At 67.7% G+C, this 15,129-nt stretch carries 19 protein-coding genes; 11 read left to right on the forward strand and 8 right to left on the reverse strand.

The genetic code is table 11. The annotated features are described in order from the left end of the window. From C3942_RS20950 to C3942_RS22460, 5 genes are all read left to right on the forward strand, one after another. On the forward strand, nucleotides 1-1,266 hold a 1,266-nt coding region (locus C3942_RS20950), incomplete at its 5' end, for an RHS repeat-associated core domain-containing protein (RefSeq protein WP_279331311.1). Further along, nucleotides 1,263-1,595 carry a DUF5076 domain-containing protein gene (locus tag C3942_RS20955; RefSeq protein WP_104232325.1) on the forward strand — a complete coding sequence of 111 codons (333 nt, stop codon included), beginning with the start codon at nucleotides 1,263-1,265 and terminating at the stop codon, nucleotides 1,593-1,595. The genes C3942_RS20950 and C3942_RS20955, both read left to right, overlap by 4 nt. A 542-nt stretch (nucleotides 1,596-2,137) precedes the next feature. After that, nucleotides 2,138-2,395: a hypothetical protein gene (locus tag C3942_RS20960; protein WP_133164389.1), complete on the forward strand. Its 258-nt coding sequence runs from the start codon at nucleotides 2,138-2,140 to the stop codon at nucleotides 2,393-2,395. A 48-nt stretch (nucleotides 2,396-2,443) separates the two neighbouring features. Continuing rightward, nucleotides 2,444-2,974 (forward strand): REP-associated tyrosine transposase, encoded by a 531-nt coding sequence (locus C3942_RS20965; protein ID WP_104232327.1) that lies wholly within the window; start codon nucleotides 2,444-2,446, stop codon nucleotides 2,972-2,974. A 30-nt stretch (nucleotides 2,975-3,004) separates the two neighbouring features. Next, the gene (locus tag C3942_RS22460) at nucleotides 3,005-3,181 is read left to right on the forward strand and encodes a hypothetical protein (protein ID WP_165797566.1); all 177 of its coding nucleotides are present in this window, start codon (nucleotides 3,005-3,007) and stop codon (nucleotides 3,179-3,181) included. 12 nt (nucleotides 3,182-3,193) lie between these two features. On the opposite strand, the gene C3942_RS20970 is transcribed toward C3942_RS22460, so the two are convergent. From C3942_RS20970 to C3942_RS20980, 3 genes are read right to left on the reverse strand one after another with little or no spacing between them, the layout of a single operon-like run. Then, nucleotides 3,194-3,472 (reverse strand): BolA family protein, encoded by a 279-nt coding sequence (locus C3942_RS20970; protein ID WP_104232328.1) that lies wholly within the window; start codon nucleotides 3,470-3,472, stop codon nucleotides 3,194-3,196. Further along, nucleotides 3,469-3,768, reverse strand: a complete 300-nt coding sequence (locus C3942_RS20975; protein WP_104232329.1) for a YciI family protein — start codon at nucleotides 3,766-3,768, stop codon at nucleotides 3,469-3,471. Before C3942_RS20975 ends, C3942_RS20970 begins: the two co-directional genes overlap by 4 nt. Then, on the reverse strand, nucleotides 3,768-4,319 hold the full coding sequence (locus tag C3942_RS20980; RefSeq protein ID WP_104232330.1) for an inner membrane-spanning protein YciB: 552 nt from the start codon (nucleotides 4,317-4,319) through the stop codon (nucleotides 3,768-3,770). Before C3942_RS20980 ends, C3942_RS20975 begins: the two co-directional genes overlap by 1 nt. Nucleotides 4,320-4,496: 177 nt before the next feature. On the opposite strand from C3942_RS20980, the gene C3942_RS20985 reads away from it, so the two are divergent. The 6 genes from C3942_RS20985 (at nucleotide 4,497) to C3942_RS21010 (ending at nucleotide 9,724) form a co-directional block, all read left to right on the forward strand. Continuing rightward, nucleotides 4,497-5,123 (forward strand): L-threonylcarbamoyladenylate synthase, encoded by a 627-nt coding sequence (locus C3942_RS20985; RefSeq protein ID WP_104232331.1) that lies wholly within the window; start codon nucleotides 4,497-4,499, stop codon nucleotides 5,121-5,123. Between the two features lie 38 nt (nucleotides 5,124-5,161). Further along, nucleotides 5,162-5,848 carry a site-2 protease family protein gene (locus tag C3942_RS20990; RefSeq protein WP_104232332.1) on the forward strand — a complete coding sequence of 229 codons (687 nt, stop codon included), beginning with the start codon at nucleotides 5,162-5,164 and terminating at the stop codon, nucleotides 5,846-5,848. Further along, nucleotides 5,845-6,852: a tryptophan--tRNA ligase gene (trpS, locus tag C3942_RS20995; RefSeq protein WP_104232385.1), complete on the forward strand. Its 1,008-nt coding sequence runs from the start codon at nucleotides 5,845-5,847 to the stop codon at nucleotides 6,850-6,852. The genes C3942_RS20990 and trpS overlap by 4 nt, the downstream gene beginning before the upstream one ends. Then, entirely contained in the window at nucleotides 6,849-7,763 is a 915-nt protein-coding gene (locus C3942_RS21000; RefSeq protein ID WP_104232333.1) for a segregation and condensation protein A, read from the forward strand. The genes trpS and C3942_RS21000 overlap by 4 nt, the downstream gene beginning before the upstream one ends. Then, nucleotides 7,760-8,626: an SMC-Scp complex subunit ScpB gene (gene scpB, locus C3942_RS21005; protein ID WP_104232334.1), complete on the forward strand. Its 867-nt coding sequence runs from the start codon at nucleotides 7,760-7,762 to the stop codon at nucleotides 8,624-8,626. The genes C3942_RS21000 and scpB overlap by 4 nt, the downstream gene beginning before the upstream one ends. A 120-nt stretch (nucleotides 8,627-8,746) precedes the next feature. Beyond that, nucleotides 8,747-9,724, forward strand: a complete 978-nt coding sequence (locus C3942_RS21010) for a pseudouridine synthase (RefSeq protein ID WP_104232335.1) — start codon at nucleotides 8,747-8,749, stop codon at nucleotides 9,722-9,724. Between the two features lie 299 nt (nucleotides 9,725-10,023). On the opposite strand, the gene C3942_RS21015 is transcribed toward C3942_RS21010, so the two are convergent. From C3942_RS21015 to C3942_RS21035, 5 genes are read right to left on the reverse strand one after another with little or no spacing between them, the layout of a single operon-like run. Then, nucleotides 10,024-10,761 carry an SDR family NAD(P)-dependent oxidoreductase gene (locus tag C3942_RS21015; RefSeq protein WP_104232336.1) on the reverse strand — a complete coding sequence of 246 codons (738 nt, stop codon included), beginning with the start codon at nucleotides 10,759-10,761 and terminating at the stop codon, nucleotides 10,024-10,026. A 36-nt stretch (nucleotides 10,762-10,797) separates the two neighbouring features. Next, nucleotides 10,798-12,447, reverse strand: coding sequence for an EAL domain-containing protein (locus C3942_RS21020; RefSeq protein WP_104232337.1), 1,650 nt, complete (start codon nucleotides 12,445-12,447; stop codon nucleotides 10,798-10,800). Then, nucleotides 12,444-13,094 carry an HAD family hydrolase gene (locus tag C3942_RS21025; RefSeq protein ID WP_104232338.1) on the reverse strand — a complete coding sequence of 217 codons (651 nt, stop codon included), beginning with the start codon at nucleotides 13,092-13,094 and terminating at the stop codon, nucleotides 12,444-12,446. The genes C3942_RS21020 and C3942_RS21025 overlap by 4 nt, the downstream gene beginning before the upstream one ends. Continuing rightward, on the reverse strand, nucleotides 13,091-13,795 hold the full coding sequence (ubiG, locus tag C3942_RS21030) for a bifunctional 2-polyprenyl-6-hydroxyphenol methylase/3-demethylubiquinol 3-O-methyltransferase UbiG (protein ID WP_104232339.1): 705 nt from the start codon (nucleotides 13,793-13,795) through the stop codon (nucleotides 13,091-13,093). Before ubiG ends, C3942_RS21025 begins: the two co-directional genes overlap by 4 nt. Further along, nucleotides 13,792-15,102: a TRZ/ATZ family hydrolase gene (locus C3942_RS21035; RefSeq protein WP_104232340.1), complete on the reverse strand. Its 1,311-nt coding sequence runs from the start codon at nucleotides 15,100-15,102 to the stop codon at nucleotides 13,792-13,794. The genes ubiG and C3942_RS21035 overlap by 4 nt, the downstream gene beginning before the upstream one ends. Nucleotides 15,103-15,129: the final 27 nt, after the last annotated feature.

Here is a 15,129-nt window from a genome sequence, read left to right on the forward strand (position 1 = left end):
AGCTTCAACATCGGCTACGGCTACGACGCCAACGGCAACCGCAGCCAGCAGACCGGCACGGCGGGTACCACCGACTACACGACCAGCCCCACCAGCAACCGCCTGGACAGCCTGACCGACGGCGTCACCACCCAGGGCTTCAGCTACGACGCCAACGGCAGCCTGACCGCCGACGGCAGCCATACCTACGGCTACGACAAGACCGGACGGCTCAGCAGCGTCGACGGCAGCACCGCCTACGCCTACAACGGCCTGGGCCAGCGGGTCAGCAAGACCGCGTCAGGAACCGGCACCGTCTACGCCTACGACGAGGCCGGCCACCTGGTGGGGGAGTACGACGCCGCCACCGGCAACCCGATCCAGGAGACGGTCTGGATGGGCGATACGCCCATTGCCGTGGTCAAGGGCTCCGGCACCTACTACGTGCATGCCGACCACCTGAACACCCCCCGGCAGATCAACGACCAGGCCGGCGATCCGGTGTGGGTGTGGGACACGATCACCTTCGGCAACTCGACGCCGGATGAGGATCCGCTGGCGACCGGCACGCCCTTTGTCTACAACCTGCGATTTCCGGGGCAGTACTACGACTCAGAGACGGGGCTGCATCAGAACTATTTCCGGGATTACCACCCGAGCCTCGGCAGATACATCCAATCTGACCCAATCGGACTTGCTGGTGGCATCAACACCTATGCCTACGCTGGAAGCAGTCCTGGCAACTACATCGATCCGCTAGGGCTGCAGACCGCTACAGCGGCAGCGGCGGCGGCATCCGCAGCGGAGTCGTCGGGAATGTCGACGACGGTGAAGAACATCGTCCGGAGAGCCATGGCGGTCTCACCATACTCCATCGCGGCTGCTTGCCTTTTGTACACGCCGTCATTGGATGCTCCCGAGTGCGAGATGCCGGATTCGCCGAGCTACGGCAAATGTTGGATGATGAATGAGGCCGGCGAGAGCGATGAAGCAGATGTCGCAGGCGAAGAAGGCTGCATCTATTGTGTCAAAGGCGACAAAACGGGCTCTGGCAAGGACTATGTTGGATCGACCGACAACCTGGGGAATCGACAGCGCGACAAGTCTGATGGACGAGACCGTGAGGGAGCAGAGGTGGTCGATACCTACCCCAAGGGCGATCGTGATACACGCCGAGCAAAAGAGCAGCAGGCGATCAACGACAGGGGTGGTGTTAATAATCTCGACAATAAGCGCAATGAAGTTGCCCCGAAGCACTGGCCCAGTAAAGGAATCACCCCACCATGAGCGATAAAGAGATTCAGTTGAAACAGCGACCGATACCCGAGGCTGCGCTCCGCGATGAGGACGCGGTCGAAATGCTTCGCGTCTGGATCGCAGAAAGAGGCCTTCACTGCTCGATGAAAGTAGGCATGTATCGCGAAACGATGAAGGTGTCCGAAGAGAAGGCTTGGGGAACGATTCTCGCCGACGTGGCGAGGCATGTAGCCAAAGCCTTGGAATCTGGGTATTCGACCAATGTGGCCGAGTCGTTGCAGAAGATTCGAGACAGCTTCATCCAGGAGCTTGGGACGCCGACCTCAGATGCACAGGGTGACTTTGTACGCAAGCACTGAAGCTAGATAGCGTTCGATATTGACTCCCTAAACCCCCGCCCCGGCGGGGGTTTTTCGTTCCCGGGCGCCTCTGATTCGGTCTGGCGGGCAGTCGGGTTTTGCTGCCGCGCTGCATTCGCGCATCGGGAGATAGTCGTGTCATAGAGTAGGTGTCGCCCCTCACCGGAGGACGTATGGGCGACACCGTCTCTCTTGCCTGCTGTTGTGCGGCCACTTCTCAGCCGCCGCCTGGTCTGCTGCCCGCCGCGCCGCCTGGCGCCGCGGTCCTGTACCTGTCCCCTGGCCTTGGCTTCCTGCCGCTCGCGCGCCCCGGCATCCCGGCCCGGCCGGCTCGCTGGCGCTCGGAACGGGTCGCTGTCGGTGCAGACCCGGCCCGTCGTCTTGCGCCGACAGGCACCATAGGCCAGGGCCCTCCCGGGCCCTCGCCAGGTGCGTCAGAGGCTGCGCCTCCGACACCTCCGAAAGCATCGGCCCGCTGACGCATGGCCGACCCACGCGCCCACGTCCTCAAGCTGCGTCTGTCGCCAGACGAGCTGGAGGCCGTGCGTGCGCGTGCCGGCGACGAGCCGGTCGCCGCCTGGCTGCGGCGCCTGGCCCTGGATGGCGCCCCGCCGCCCAAGCCCCGCCGCGCCCCCGAGGCCGCCGTCTCCCCCGAGCAGGCCGAGCGCACCCGCGCCGTCGTCCTCGCCGCCAACCAGCTGCGCCAGATCGCCGCCGCGCTGGAGGCCGCAGATGCACTTGCCTTGTACCAGGAGCCAATCGAAGCCGCCCTGGCACGCATCGAAACCCAGCAAGCGTAGGGTGGGCAGAGCGTAGCGTGCCCACGCGGGACATCGCACAATGAGGCCATGTCTCGATATCGACGCGCCAAAGTCGCAGGTGGCACTTTCTTCTTCACGGTAACGCTCGCTCAGCGAGACAGCGCCCTGTTAGCGAGTCAAGTTGAAAACCTTCGCGCCTCCTATCGGTCCGTCTCCCTACGCATACCGTTCAAGACCATTGCGATCTGCGTATTGCCGGATCACCTGCATGCGATTTGGGAACTGCCTCCCGACGACGCTGACTATTCGCTTCGCTGGAGCGCGATCAAGAGCGGGTTCTCCAGGCATCTGCCCATCTCTTCCAACCGCAGCGACAGCAAGCAAGGCAAGCGCGAGAAGGGCATCTGGCAGCGCCGGTTCTGGGAACATCAGATACGCGATGCCGAAGACTTGAAGCGTCACGTCGACTACATTCACTACAATCCCGTCAAGCATGGCTTGGTTGCCAAGGTGGCCGATTGGCCACATTCAAGCTTTCATCGATATGTTCGCCAGGGAATGTTGGCGCCCGACTGGGGTGGCATTGATCCCGGCTCTGCCAAGAAGTTTGGAGAGTAGCCTTCGCGTGGGCTAAAGCCCACCCTACGCTTGCTGTCCGCACCGATCATCGACAGCGATGCCAAGGGCAGCGTGGCCAGCGACCTGCGTTTTGCCATCGTCGCGGCCTTCAAGCAGGCCAACGTCGAGGTGTCGTTCCCGCAGCAGGATGTCTACATCCGCTCGCTGCCCGACGGCGCGCTGGCGCCAAGGCCTGCCGAAGGCTAGGGACGGCAGGCCTCAGCCAGAGACAGTCGCTTCCCCGGGCGTCCGCGCGCTGATCGCCAGTGCGTGGATGTCGGTCTGCATCATCTCGCCCAGAGCTGTGTACACCTGCCGGTGACGCGCCACCGGGCTCTGTCCAGCGAAGGCTTCCGACACGATCCTGACGCGGAAATGCCCGCGCCCGGTGGCGGCGCCGGCGTGGCCGGCATGCAGGTGGCCTTCGTCCTCCACCGCCAACTCCACCGGCGCGAAGGCCTGCGCCAGGCGGTCGCGGATGCGCTCGATGCGGCTCACGGCAGCGCCTGGACGAAGGGCGTGACCTCGACGCGCGCGTAGACGCCGGCGGCGAGATAGGGGTCGGCGTCGGCCCAGGCGCGCGCGGCCTCCAGGCTCGGGAACTCCGCCACGATCAGGCTGCCGTGGAAGCCGGCCTGCGGCGCGTCGGCGGCGTCCGCCTTCGGACGCGGGCCGGCCAGTACCAGGCGGCCTTCGGCCAGCAGGGCCTTGAGGCGTTCGACATGGGCGGGGCGGGTGGCCTGGCGGCCGGCGAGGCTGTCGGGCGTGTCCACGCCCCAGATGGCGTAGAGCATCAGTTCTGCCCCTGGTCCTGCTGCGCGTCCTGCAGGTAGCGTCCCAGGAACGGGGCATGCGCCAGCAGGAACACGAACATCAGCACCAGCGTGCCTGGGAATTTGAACAGCATCCAGGTGTCGTAGCTGAAGGTCTTCGCTACCCAGACGTTGAGCACGGCGCTGAAGGCGAAGTAGCCGACCCAGGCGATGTTGACCTTGCGCCAGACCGGCTCGGGCAGCGGCACGGACTTTTCGCCCATGCGCTGCAGCAGCACCTTGTCGCCGATCAGGTGGCTGGCGGCCAGCGCCAGCGCGAAGATGCCGTAGACCAGGGTGGGCTTGTACTGGATGAAGGTCTCGTTGTGCAGGTAGATCGTCAGGCCGCCCAAGGCCAGCGCCACCAGCGCGGTGACGAAATGAGCCTTGTGCAGCTTCTTTTCGGCGAACCAGTAGAAGGCCACCAGTCCGAACAGCGAGACGATCAGCGCGATCGTCGCGGTGTAGACGTCGTAGAGGAAGTAGGCGCCGAGGAACACCAGCGCGGGCAGGGAGTCGAGCAGGAATTTCATGCGGCCATTGTAGCTGTCTGCGCCTTGGACGGCGCTACATGCGGTCCGTTCATGCCGAGTAGCCTCGTGAGCGTAGCGAGCGTGCGTATCGAGGCAGCTCTCGGAACGCCCCTCGATACGCACGCTTCGCGAGGCTACTCGGGGTGATCGATTCGGGAAATGAACTAAAATCCCTTCATGTCCGCGCAATGGCTCGAGGTCCACCCCGTCAATCCGCAGAAGCGCCTGCTGGCGCTGGCGGTGCAGCGCCTGCGCGAGGGCGCGGTGATCGCCTGGCCCACGGATTCCTGCTACGCCCTGGGCTGTCACCTGGACGACCGCGACGCCGCCGAGCGGCTGCGCCGCATCCGCGACTTCGACCGCCACCACCAGTTCACCCTGGTCTGCCGCGACCTGTCCGAGATCGCCACCTATGCCCGGGTGGACAACCAACAGTTCCGCCTGCTGAAGAGCCTGACCCCGGGGCCGTATACCTTCATCCTGCAGGCGACCAAGGAACTGCCCAAGCGCATCGCCCATGAAAAGCGCAAGACCGTCGGCATCCGCGTGCCGGAACACCCGGTGGCCCATGCGCTGCTGGAGGCCCTGGGCGAACCGCTGATCTCCTGCACCCTGCAGTTCCCCGGTGAGGACGGCCCGCTCAGCGATCCCCAGGAGATGCGCCAGCGCCTGACCCGCGAGGTGGACCTGGTGCTGGATGCCGGCAACTGCGGTACCGAGCCGACCACGGTGCTGGACCTCAGCGAGGGCGCCATCCAGCTGGTGCGCCAGGGCCGGGGCGATGTCTCCCGCCTGGGATTATGAACGCTGGTTCATAAGACTCCTTCCCGTATAATCCGGCGATGCCTGTCGAATTCAGCCTGGTCCAGACCGTCGCCATCTGGGCCCTCCCGGTCCTTTTCGCGATCACGCTGCACGAGGTGGCCCACGGCTATGCCGCGCGGCGCCTGGGCGACCCCACGGCCGCCATGCTGGGCCGCCTGAGCCTCAATCCGATCAAGCATGTGGACCCGGTCGGCACCATCGCGGTGCCGGTGGTCCTGCTGCTGCTGAGCAAGCTGGTGGGCGGTGGCTTCCTGTTCGGCTGGGCCAAGCCGGTACCGGTGGACTATCGCCGGCTGCGCAACCCGCGCCGCGACATGGCCCTGGTGGCCGCCGCAGGCCCCCTGGCCAACCTGGCCATGGCCATCGGCTGGGGCCTGCTGCTGAAGCTGGCGCTGGCGATGAATGCCGACGAGGGGCTGTGGCTGGGCCTGCGCTACATGGCCGTGGCGGGGATCGTCATCAACCTGGTGCTGATGGTGCTGAACCTGCTGCCCTTGCCACCGCTGGACGGCGGCCGCATCCTCGCAGGCCTGCTGCCCTTGCCGCTGGCGATGCGTTATGCCCGGCTGGAACCCTATGGGCTGGTGATCGTGGTCGTGCTGCTGGCCACCGGCTTGTTGTCGAAGATCATGTACTGGCCGCTGACGCTGTCCGAGTACTTCCTGTACCGGCTGCTGGGCCTCAACTCCTCCTTGCTCTACTGACCGTGACCGCCTCCAAATCCATCGTCCTCTCCGGCATCCAGCCTTCCGGCCGCCTGACGCTCGGCAACTATCTCGGCGCGCTGAAGAACTGGGTGACGCTGTCGGACCGGTACGACTGCTACTACATGCTGGTGGACCTGCACGCGATCACCGTGCGCCAAGAACCCAAGGTGTTGCGCGAGCGTTGCCAGGAGTTCCTGGCGCTGTACATCGCCTGCGGCCTGGACCCGGCGAAGAACACGCTGTTCGTGCAGAGCCACGTTTCCGCGCATGCCCGCCTGGGCTGGATCCTCAACTGCTATACGCAGATGGGCGAACTCAACCGCATGACGCAGTTCAAGGACAAGTCGGCCAAGCATGCGGACAACATCAATGCCGGCCTGTTCGACTACCCGGTGCTGATGGCGGCCGACATCCTGCTGTACCAGGCCAAGGCCGTGCCGGTGGGGGACGACCAGAAGCAGCACCTGGAGTTGACGCGCGACGTCGCCATGCGCTTCAACAACCTCTATGGCGAGGTCTTCACCGTGCCGGAGCCGATGATCCCGCCGGTGGGCGCGCGCATCATGGGCCTGCAGACGCCCACCGCCAAGATGAGCAAGTCCGGCGACGCCGAGACCGACGCCATCTACCTGCTGGACGGCCCCGACGTGATCACGCGCAAGATCAAGCGCGCCGTCACCGACCTGGGCAGCGAAATCCGCCACGACATCGCGGAGAAGCCCGGCGTGTCCAACCTGATGTCGATCCTGTCCGCGATCCGCGGCGAGTCCTTCGCCGATATCGAGGCGCGCTACGTCGGCAAGGGCTACGGCCATTTCAAGACCGAGGTCGCCGAGGCGGTAGTGGAATGCCTCAGGCCCGTGCAGGAGCGCTATGCCGCCGTGCGCGAGGACACCGAGGGCCTGCGCCGCGTGCTGCGCGCCGGCGCCGAGGCCGCGTCGAAGCGGGCCGACGCCACGCTGCAGAAGGTACATGACGTGCTGGGGTTCATTCCGGAATGAGCGAGAACGAGACCGAAGGCGAGAAGGTCGCCGGCGAGGAGCTTCCGGCAACGGCGCTGGCCGAGGCCGAGGCGCTGAAGATGCCGAAGATCCACGGCCAGCCGTTGGAGAAGCTGCCGGAGGATCTCTACATTCCCCCCGATGCGCTGGAGGTGTTCCTCGACGCCTTCGAAGGGCCGCTGGACCTGCTGCTGTACCTGATCCGGCGCCAGAACCTCAATATCCTCGACATCCCGGTGCTGCAGATCACGCAGCAGTACATCCGCTACATCGGCCTGATGCGCGAGATGAAGCTGGAGCTGGCGGCGGAGTACCTGGTCATGGCCGCGCTGCTGGCCGAGATCAAGTCGCGCATCCTGCTGCCGCGGCCACCGCCGGACGAGGCGGAGGAAGAAGGCGATCCGCGCATGGAGCTGGTGCGCCGCCTGCAGGAGTACGAGCGCTTCAAGAGCGCCGGCGAGAACCTGGAGAAGCTGCCGCGCGTCGGCCGAGACCTGTTCATGGCCCAGGCCCGCCCCGAGGTGATCCCGCAGGTCTCGCGCCTGCCGATGCCGACGCTGCGCGACCTGTTGATGGCCTTCCGCGACGTGATGGACCGGGCCAAGCTGTTCACCCATCACCAGATCTCGCGCGAGCCGCTGTCGGTGCGCGAGCGCATGTCCCACATCCTGTCGCGCGTGCGCGGCGGGCCCATGCGGCTGGAGGAACTGGTCGATCCCGAAGAGGGGCGGCTCGGCGTGGTGGTCTGCTTCCTGGCGATCCTGGAACTGACCAAGTCCGCGATGCTCGACATCGTGCAGGACGGGCCGTTCTCGCCGCTGATGGTGGAGCCCGCCAAGCCGCGGCCCTCGCTGGAAGACGATGAAGAACAAGAGGCGCTCGGCGCGGCCGACGCCGGGGAAGACGCATGAACGAAGAAACCACGGAAATCGAAGTCGCCGAACCCGAGCAGCCGGCCCTGCTGGCCAGCGATTCGGCCGCGCAGCTGGTCAACATCCTGGAGGCCCTGCTGCTGGCCTCGGAACTGCCGCTGTCGCTGGAACAGCTGCACCGGCTGCTGGGCGCGGAGCTGGGGCTGGGCAAGAAGGATGTCCGCGCCGGCCTGGATGCCCTGTCCGAGTCGCTGCAGGGCCGCGCCTGCGAGCTCTCGGAGGTGGCCAGCGGCTTTCGCATCCAGGTACGCCAGAACTATGCGGAGTGGGTCAGCAAGCTGTGGCAGGAGAAGCCGCCGCGCATGTCGCGCGCGCTGCTGGAGACGCTGGCGATCATCTGCTACCGCCAGCCCGTGACGCGCGGCGAGGTCGAGGAAATCCGCGGCGTGGCGCTGTCGCCGAACATCATCCGCACCCTGCTGGAGCGCGGTTGGATCCGCGAGGTGGGCGTCAAGGAAGTGCCGGGCCGGCCGTCGCTGTTCGGCACCACGCACCAGATGCTGGACGATCTCAACATCCGCTCGCTGGACGAGCTGCCGAGCCTGCCCGAGATCAAGGATCCGGCCCAGCTCGAAGCGGCCCTGTCGCGCCTGGGCGAAGGCCTGCCGGGCGCCGCGGCGCTGCCGGCGCCGGAGGGCGGGGACGGCGAGGGCGAGGCTGCCGGGGAAGCTCCGGCGGAAGGTGTGCCCGCCGCAGCGGCTGCCGAGGATGAAACCGCTGAAGCGCAGCCTGCGGCGGCGGAAGGGCCGGTTGCCGACGCGCAGGTCGAGGCCGACGAGCCGGATGCGCTCGGCGATGAGCCGCCCAACGAAGCGTCGGACGACGAGCCGAAGGCATCTTGATTTCTTAACCCTCTCCCTCCGGGAGAGGCCAGGGTGAGGGAACAAGGGTGGCCAATGGTGGCGACGCGTGTTCCCTCACCCCCAACCCCTCTCCCGGGGGGAGAGGGGACTAAACGGAAAATGACTGAACGCATCCAGAAAGCCCTCGCCACCGCCGGCGTGGCCTCGCGCCGCGAGATCGAATCCATGGTGGCGGACGGCCGCATCCAGGTGAACGGCAAGCCGGCCACGACCGGCCAGCAGGTTTCGCCGGAGGATCGCATTACGGTGGACGGCCGGCCGGTGCGCCTATCGGCCAGGGCCGAAGTGCCGCGCGTGCTGTTCTACAAGAAGCGCACCGGCGAGCTGGTGACGCGCGAGGATCCCGAGGGGCGCAAGACCATCTTCCGCAAGCTGCCGGAGCTGGACAGCGGCCGCTGGATCGCGGTGGGGCGCCTGGACATCAATACCTCCGGCCTGCTGCTGCTCACCAACCACGGTGAACTGGCGCGCCGCCTGACCCATCCCAGCTTCGAGGTGCCCCGGCGCTATGCGGTGCGCGTGCTCGGCGAGATGACCGACGACAAGCTGCAGCGCCTGCGCAAGGGCGTGAAGCTGGAGGACGGCGAGGCACATTTCGAGTCGATCGTGCCCGGCGTCAACGAGGACGGCGAGCGCGCCAACCAGTGGTATGAAGTGATGCTGCGCGAGGGCCGCAACCGCGAGGTGCGGCGCCTGTTCGAGTCGCAGGACCTGCAGGTCAGCCGCCTGATCCGCGTGTCCTATGGTCCGATCGAACTGGGTCGGGGCATCCGCAGCGGCGGTTATCGCGAGGCCACTCCCGAGGAGCTGCGCGCGCTGTTCGACTGCGTGGAGCTGGAGCTGCCCAGGCCGGAGAAGGGGAACCGTGCCGAGCGCCGCGAGCGCGCCCGCGAGGAGTCCGACGTGCCGTTCCGGGCCAAGAAGCTGTCGCGCCTGGACCACAAGAAGAAGCATTCCTGGGCGGCGCAACCTTCCTCGCGTGATGCGCGCCCCACCGGCAAGCCCACGGTGTCGAAGAAGCCTGCGGGCAAGTTCGCGGCGAAGAAGCCGGGCGGAGTCCGCAAGCCTTCGCGCTAGGCGCCTGGCGTTCGCTGGGAGTCCGGATCCAAATGTCCGTCATGCCGGCGAAAGCCGGTGTGGCGATGCTGCTCTGGGGTTGGCTCTGGCCGCGATCCTTTCAGGCGCTTCAAGGATCGCGGCTTGCGTCGGTCCCACGAAAGAATCCTTGGGGAAGATCTGAAGAAGTTACCGTTCGCCCTGAGCCTGTCGAAGGGGTGGACGGTACCTCGTTGGCCAACGGCGGGGAAAGTCCGCCGATGCTTCGATCCTTCGACAGGCTCTGGACTTCAGCACGAACCGACTTTCTCAGAGTTTCCCTAGAACGCCTTGCCGCTCTGTCCACGGCTGTCGGGTCCCAGCAGCCACAGCAGCTGCGGCGTCACGCTGTCCGCCGGCGGCAGGCTGTCCAGCACCTCGCCCGGATAGCCCTTCTGGCGCAGGCCGGTCCGCAGCGGCGGCGGGCAGTAGCTGTTGAAGCGCAGCTGCGGCCGGTCCGCGGTCTCCAGGGCCCAGGCGCGCGACAGGTTCTCCAGGCCGGCCTTGGCCACGCCATAGGCGCCGTGGAAGGGCTTGGCCTCGCGGCCGGCGCGGTCGCTGCAGAAGACCACCGAGGCATCCGCGCTCTGCTCCAGCAGCGGCAGGCACTGGCTGGTGATGGCGAAGGCCGCGGTCAGGTTCACCTGCAGGTTCTCGATCCACTCGCGCGGCTCCACGTCCTGCATGCGCGCGAAGGCCTTGAAATGGGCGGCGCAGTGCAGGATGCCGTCGAGCCGGCCGAACTCGCGGCCCAGCGTGGCGGCAAGCTCGCCGTGGTCGTTCCAGCTGGCGCCGCCGAGGTTCATCGGGTAGATCGCCGGGACCGGGCCGCCGGCCTGTTCGATGGTGTCGTAGGTCGCTTCCAGCTTCTTTACCGTGCGGCCGAGCAGCACGACGGTGGCGCCATGGCGGGCGAAGGCCCGCGCGGCGGCCTTGCCCAGGCCGTCGCCGGCGCCGGTGACGAGAATGACGCGGTCTTTCAGCAGGCCCGCGGCGGGCTGATAGTTTTCAGGCAGCATTGAAGAATCGTGATGAAGAAGAAAGAGGGATGAGGCTCAGCTCTCGCCGAGCCAGCGCTCGACATCCTCGGGGCGCATGCGCGCGCGCACTGCCTGGCCTTCGAGGTAGGCGACCTCGCGGGCCCTGGCCAGCGCCAGCAGCTCGGGGCTGTCGACCCCGCCGAGCGTGATGCCCTGGCGCAGGTGCCGCAGCACGCTCAACAGGGCGTCGAAAGCCTCGCGCATCGGCGTTTCGGTCAGCGCGCGCTGCAGCGGCAGCGGCGACAGGCGCACTTCGTTGACCGGGAAGTACAGCGAGGTCAGTGCGGAGCTGCCGGGTTGTCCGGCGCCGGTGACGCAGAAGCCGACCCCGGCACCGCGCAGCGTCGCCACCTGGCCGCGGGCGTGGTCACCGCCGCCGACCAGGGCGGCCTCGGTCACTTCCAGCGTCAGCGCCGCCGGCGGCAGGTCGTGCGAGCCCAGCAGGCGCGTCACCATGTCGGCCAGCGCCAGCTGGCGCAGTGCCGCATCGGGGACGCGGATGACCAGTCCGAGGCCGGGGCGTCCCTGGCCGCGCCACTGCGCCAGGCGCGCCAGGCCCTCGCGGAACTGCCAGAGCGTCAGCGAGTGCACCAGGCTCAGGCGGTCCGGCAGGTTGAGGAATTCGGCTTCTTCGAGGCGGCCCTGGCGCGGGTGGTTCCAGTAGGGCACCAGGCGCACGCGCGGCGGCAATTCCGCCTGCAGCGGCTGCTGCAGCATGTAGTCGTCCGCCAGGCCGTCGTTGTACAGCGCGGCATGCAGCTCGGCGATGCGGCGGGGCCTGGCGTTGCGGGACTCGTCCAGATCGGCTTCGTAGACGCGGTAGTCGCGCTGGTCGCCGGCGGCGGCGTACTTGGCAATCTCGGCATGGCGGATCAGCGTCTCGGCGTCCTCGCCGTGCTCCGGCGCCAGCGCGATGCCGACGCTGACGCGCAGGCCCACGCTCTGTCGTCCGACGGTGATCGGCGTGTCCAGCGCGAACTGCAGGCGGCTGGCGAAGCGCCGCGCCTCGGATTCGTCGCTGACCTGGGGCAGCAGGATGCCGAAGTCGTCGTGGCCGAAATGGGCCAGCACGTCATTCTCGCCGAGCACGCTCTTGAGCCGCTCGGTGAGCTGGTTCACCAAGGCATAGGAGGCATCGCGCCCCTGCGACTGCTCGGTTTCGTGGTACTGCTCGCTGGCCAGCGTCATCACCGCCACCGGCAGTCCATGCACGCGGCGGCGCGTCAGCGCGCGCCCGATCAGGCTGATGAAGGCGTGGCGGTTGGGCAGGCCCAGGGTATGGCCCTCCACCGGCGAGCGTTCCAGCTCGTGCTGCAGGATCGTGGTCTGCTCGCGCAGCGCCGTGGTCTCGTCGATCAGCATGGCGCTGGCCTGGTAGGACAGCACGGTGCCGATGTACTGGCCCCAGACCAGGAACAGCAGGGGCATGGCGTCGAGCAGCCACAGCGCGGGATTCTCCGCATGCGCGCGCAGCAGCTGCTCCCAGGTGATGCCGCCGTAGGCGGCGCGGGCCGCCAGCAGCGTGGCCGCGGCGATGGCCAGCAGGGCAATGCCCAGGCCATACCAGGCGTAGCGGTTGGTCTTGCTGCGCAGCAGGCCGGCGGCGGCGTTCAGGCCTTCGAGGCGCCTGTCCTGTCCCAGCGGTCGGTTCTGCGGCGTGTTCATAGCCAGCCCTGAAGTTCTCCTGGCGAGCGCAGGATCGCGTCCGCCCCCCAGCCCTCGATCGGGCCACCCTCGCCAAGATAACCCCAATCGGCGGCGATCGTCCGCATTCCGGCCGCCCGGCCGGCGTCGATGTCGCGCCGGTCGTCGCCCACATAGACGCAGTCGGCCGGCGCCAGGCCGAGGATTTCGCAGGCCTTGTAGATCGAATCCGGCGCCGGCTTGGGCCGGGCGACCTCGTCGGCGCTGACCGATACGGCGGCGCGGCTGTCCAGGCCCAGCTCGGCCATCAGCGGCCGCGTCAGCCAGGCCGGCTTGTTGGTCACCACGCCCCAGCGCACCCCGGCACGCTCCATGGCGCGCAGGGCTTCGTCCATCTCCGGAAACAGGCGTGACTCATGGCTGAGGTTGGCCCGGTAGTATTCGAGGAAGGCGTCGCGGTGCTTCGGGAAATCCGCATGGTCGGCGGCGATGCCCAGCGCCTTGCCGAGCAGGCCGCGGGCGCCGGCCGAGGCCACCGGCCGGTAGTCGGCCAGGGGCAGGGGCGCCAGGCCCAGCGAGCCGCGCACGAAGTTGGCCGCATGGCCGAGGTCGGGCGCCGTGTCGACGAGGGTGCCGTCGAGGTCGAACAGCATGCAGCGCAGTTTCATGCCGGCTTCACGCAATACATGAAGTAGTTGACGTCGATGTCGTTGCCCATCGTCGCGGTCTTGAGCAGCGGGTTGTAGCGCATGCCCTTGATCTCGCGCGTCTCCAGCCCGGCGGCACGCGCCCAGGCGTCGAGCTCGGAGGGGCGGATGAACTTGGCGTAGTCGTGCGTGCCGCGCGGCACCAGGTTGAGCAGGTATTCGGCACCGACGATGGCCAGCGCGAAGGACTTGGGGTTGCGGTTGATGGTGGAGAACACCAGCGTGCCGCCGGGCTTGCACAGGCGCGCGCAGGCGGCGATCACCGACTCCGGCGAAGGCACGTGCTCCAGCATCTCCATGCAGCAGACCAGGTCGAAGCTCTCCGGCAGCTCGCGCGCCAGCTCCTCGGCCGGCACGCGGCGGTATTCCGCCTTCACGCCGGATTCCAGGCCGTGCAGGCGCGCCACTTCCAGCGCCTCCTCGGCCATGTCGATGCCGAGCACCTCGGCGCCGCGCTGGGCCAGGCCCTCGGTCAGCAGGCCGCCGCCGCAGCCCACGTCGACCGCGCGCTTGCCCTTGAGGCCGCCCGCGCAGGCCTCGATGTAGCGCAGCCGCGGCGGGTTGATGTGGTGCAGCGCGCCCATCTCGCCGCGCGGGTCCCACCAGCGCGAGGCCAGTCGGTCGAAGTTGGCGATCTCGCGCCGGTCGACATTGGTATTCATGGCTTGATCTTCTCCCTCCATTCCTGGGCGCGGGCGAGGATCGCGGCCTCGTCCAGCGCCAGGAGCTGCCGCTCGCGCATCAGGGCGCGGCCGGCGACATAGCTGTGGGTGACCTGGTCGCGGCCGGCGGCGTAGGCCAGCTGCGACAGGACGTTGTAGACCGGCTGGGTGGCGGCGGCGGACAGGTCCACAGCGATGAAGTCCGCCGACTTGCCCGGCGCCAGCGAGCCGGTGATGCCGTCGATGCCCAGGGCCCGGGCCCCGCCCAGGGTCGCCATGTGCAGGGCCTGCGGCGCGGCCAGGGTGCGGGCGTCACCGGACACGGCCTTGGCCAGCAGCGCCGCGGTGCGCAGTTCGCCCAGCAGGTCCAGGTCGTTGTTGCTGGCAGCGCCGTCGGTGCCGATGCCGACGTTGACGCCGGCCGCCAGCAGCTTGCCCACCGGCGCGAAACCGCTGGCCAGCTTGAGGTTGGATTCCGGGCAATGCGCCACGTGCACGCCGAACTCCGCGGCCTCGGCGATCTCCTGGTCGCTGAGCTGGGTCATGTGCACGGCGATGAAATCCGGGCCCAGCAACTCCAGTTCCTTCAGGCGCTGCCAGGGGCGCTTGCCGCCGGCCTGCACGGCCATCTCGACTTCGCCGGCGGTCTCGTGCACGTGCATGTGGATGCCGGTGCCCAGTTCGGTGGCGTACTTGCGCACCTCCAGCAGCGGCTTGTCCGACACGGTGTAGGGCGCATGCGGTGCAAACACCGTGCGCAGCAGCGGGTTGCCGCGCACCGAGTCGTGCACCTCAAGGCCCTTGTGCAGGTACTCGTCCGGGCCGCTGGCCCAGGCGGTTGGGAAGTCGATCATGATCAGGCCGATGGTGGCCCGCATCCCCGACTCCGCCGCCACCTGGGCGCTGGCGTCGGGGAAGAAATACATGTCGTTGAAGGCCGTGGTGCCGCCGCGGATCATCTCGCAGCAGGCCAGGCGCAGGCCGTCGACGCAGAACTGGCGGTTGGCGTGGGCGCCCTCGGCTGGCCAGATGTGGTTCTGCAGCCAGTCCATCAGCGGCAGGTCGTCGGCGATGCCGCGCAGCAGCGTCATGGCCGAGTGGGTGTGGAGGTTGACCAGGCCCGGCATGACGGCATGCCGCGGCAGTTCCAGCACCTCGGTGGCAGCGATGCCGCGGGCCTCGGCGGCCGGCAGGATCTGCGCGATGCGGCCGTCGCGGATCACCAGGGCATGACGCTCCAGCACGGTGCCGGAGGGTTCGACGGTCACCAGCCAGCGGGGAAAGACCAGCAGGTCGGCTGTCTGCATAGCGGACTCGCAATGGGGAAGGGGTAG

Origin of the sequence: Solimonas fluminis (assembly GCF_002930645.1) — a bacterium.
Lineage (GTDB): Bacteria > Pseudomonadota > Gammaproteobacteria > Nevskiales > Nevskiaceae > Solimonas_A > Solimonas_A fluminis.

Coding starts and splice junctions, on each gene's coding strand:
- C3942_RS20980 (WP_104232330.1), bottom strand. CDS start 4,319: ATGAAATTCCTGCTCGACTCCCTGCCCGCGCTGGTGTTCCTCGGCGCC.
- C3942_RS21035 (WP_104232340.1), bottom strand. CDS start 15,102: ATGCAGACAGCCGACCTGCTGGTCTTTCCCCGCTGGCTGGTGACCGTC.
- C3942_RS21000 (WP_104232333.1), top strand. CDS start 6,849: ATGAGCGAGAACGAGACCGAAGGCGAGAAGGTCGCCGGCGAGGAGCTT.
- C3942_RS20975 (WP_104232329.1), bottom strand. CDS start 3,768: ATGCTCTACGCCATCTGGGGCGTGGACACGCCCGACAGCCTCGCCGGC.
- C3942_RS21010 (WP_104232335.1), top strand. CDS start 8,747: ATGACTGAACGCATCCAGAAAGCCCTCGCCACCGCCGGCGTGGCCTCG.
- C3942_RS21015 (WP_104232336.1), bottom strand. CDS start 10,761: ATGCTGCCTGAAAACTATCAGCCCGCCGCGGGCCTGCTGAAAGACCGC.
- C3942_RS20990 (WP_104232332.1), top strand. CDS start 5,162: ATGCCTGTCGAATTCAGCCTGGTCCAGACCGTCGCCATCTGGGCCCTC.
- C3942_RS21020 (WP_104232337.1), bottom strand. CDS start 12,447: ATGAACACGCCGCAGAACCGACCGCTGGGACAGGACAGGCGCCTCGAA.
- C3942_RS20965 (WP_104232327.1), top strand. CDS start 2,444: ATGTCTCGATATCGACGCGCCAAAGTCGCAGGTGGCACTTTCTTCTTC.
- C3942_RS20955 (WP_104232325.1), top strand. CDS start 1,263: ATGAGCGATAAAGAGATTCAGTTGAAACAGCGACCGATACCCGAGGCT.
- scpB (WP_104232334.1), top strand. CDS start 7,760: ATGAACGAAGAAACCACGGAAATCGAAGTCGCCGAACCCGAGCAGCCG.
- ubiG (WP_104232339.1), bottom strand. CDS start 13,795: ATGAATACCAATGTCGACCGGCGCGAGATCGCCAACTTCGACCGACTG.
- C3942_RS20985 (WP_104232331.1), top strand. CDS start 4,497: ATGTCCGCGCAATGGCTCGAGGTCCACCCCGTCAATCCGCAGAAGCGC.
- C3942_RS21025 (WP_104232338.1), bottom strand. CDS start 13,094: ATGAAACTGCGCTGCATGCTGTTCGACCTCGACGGCACCCTCGTCGAC.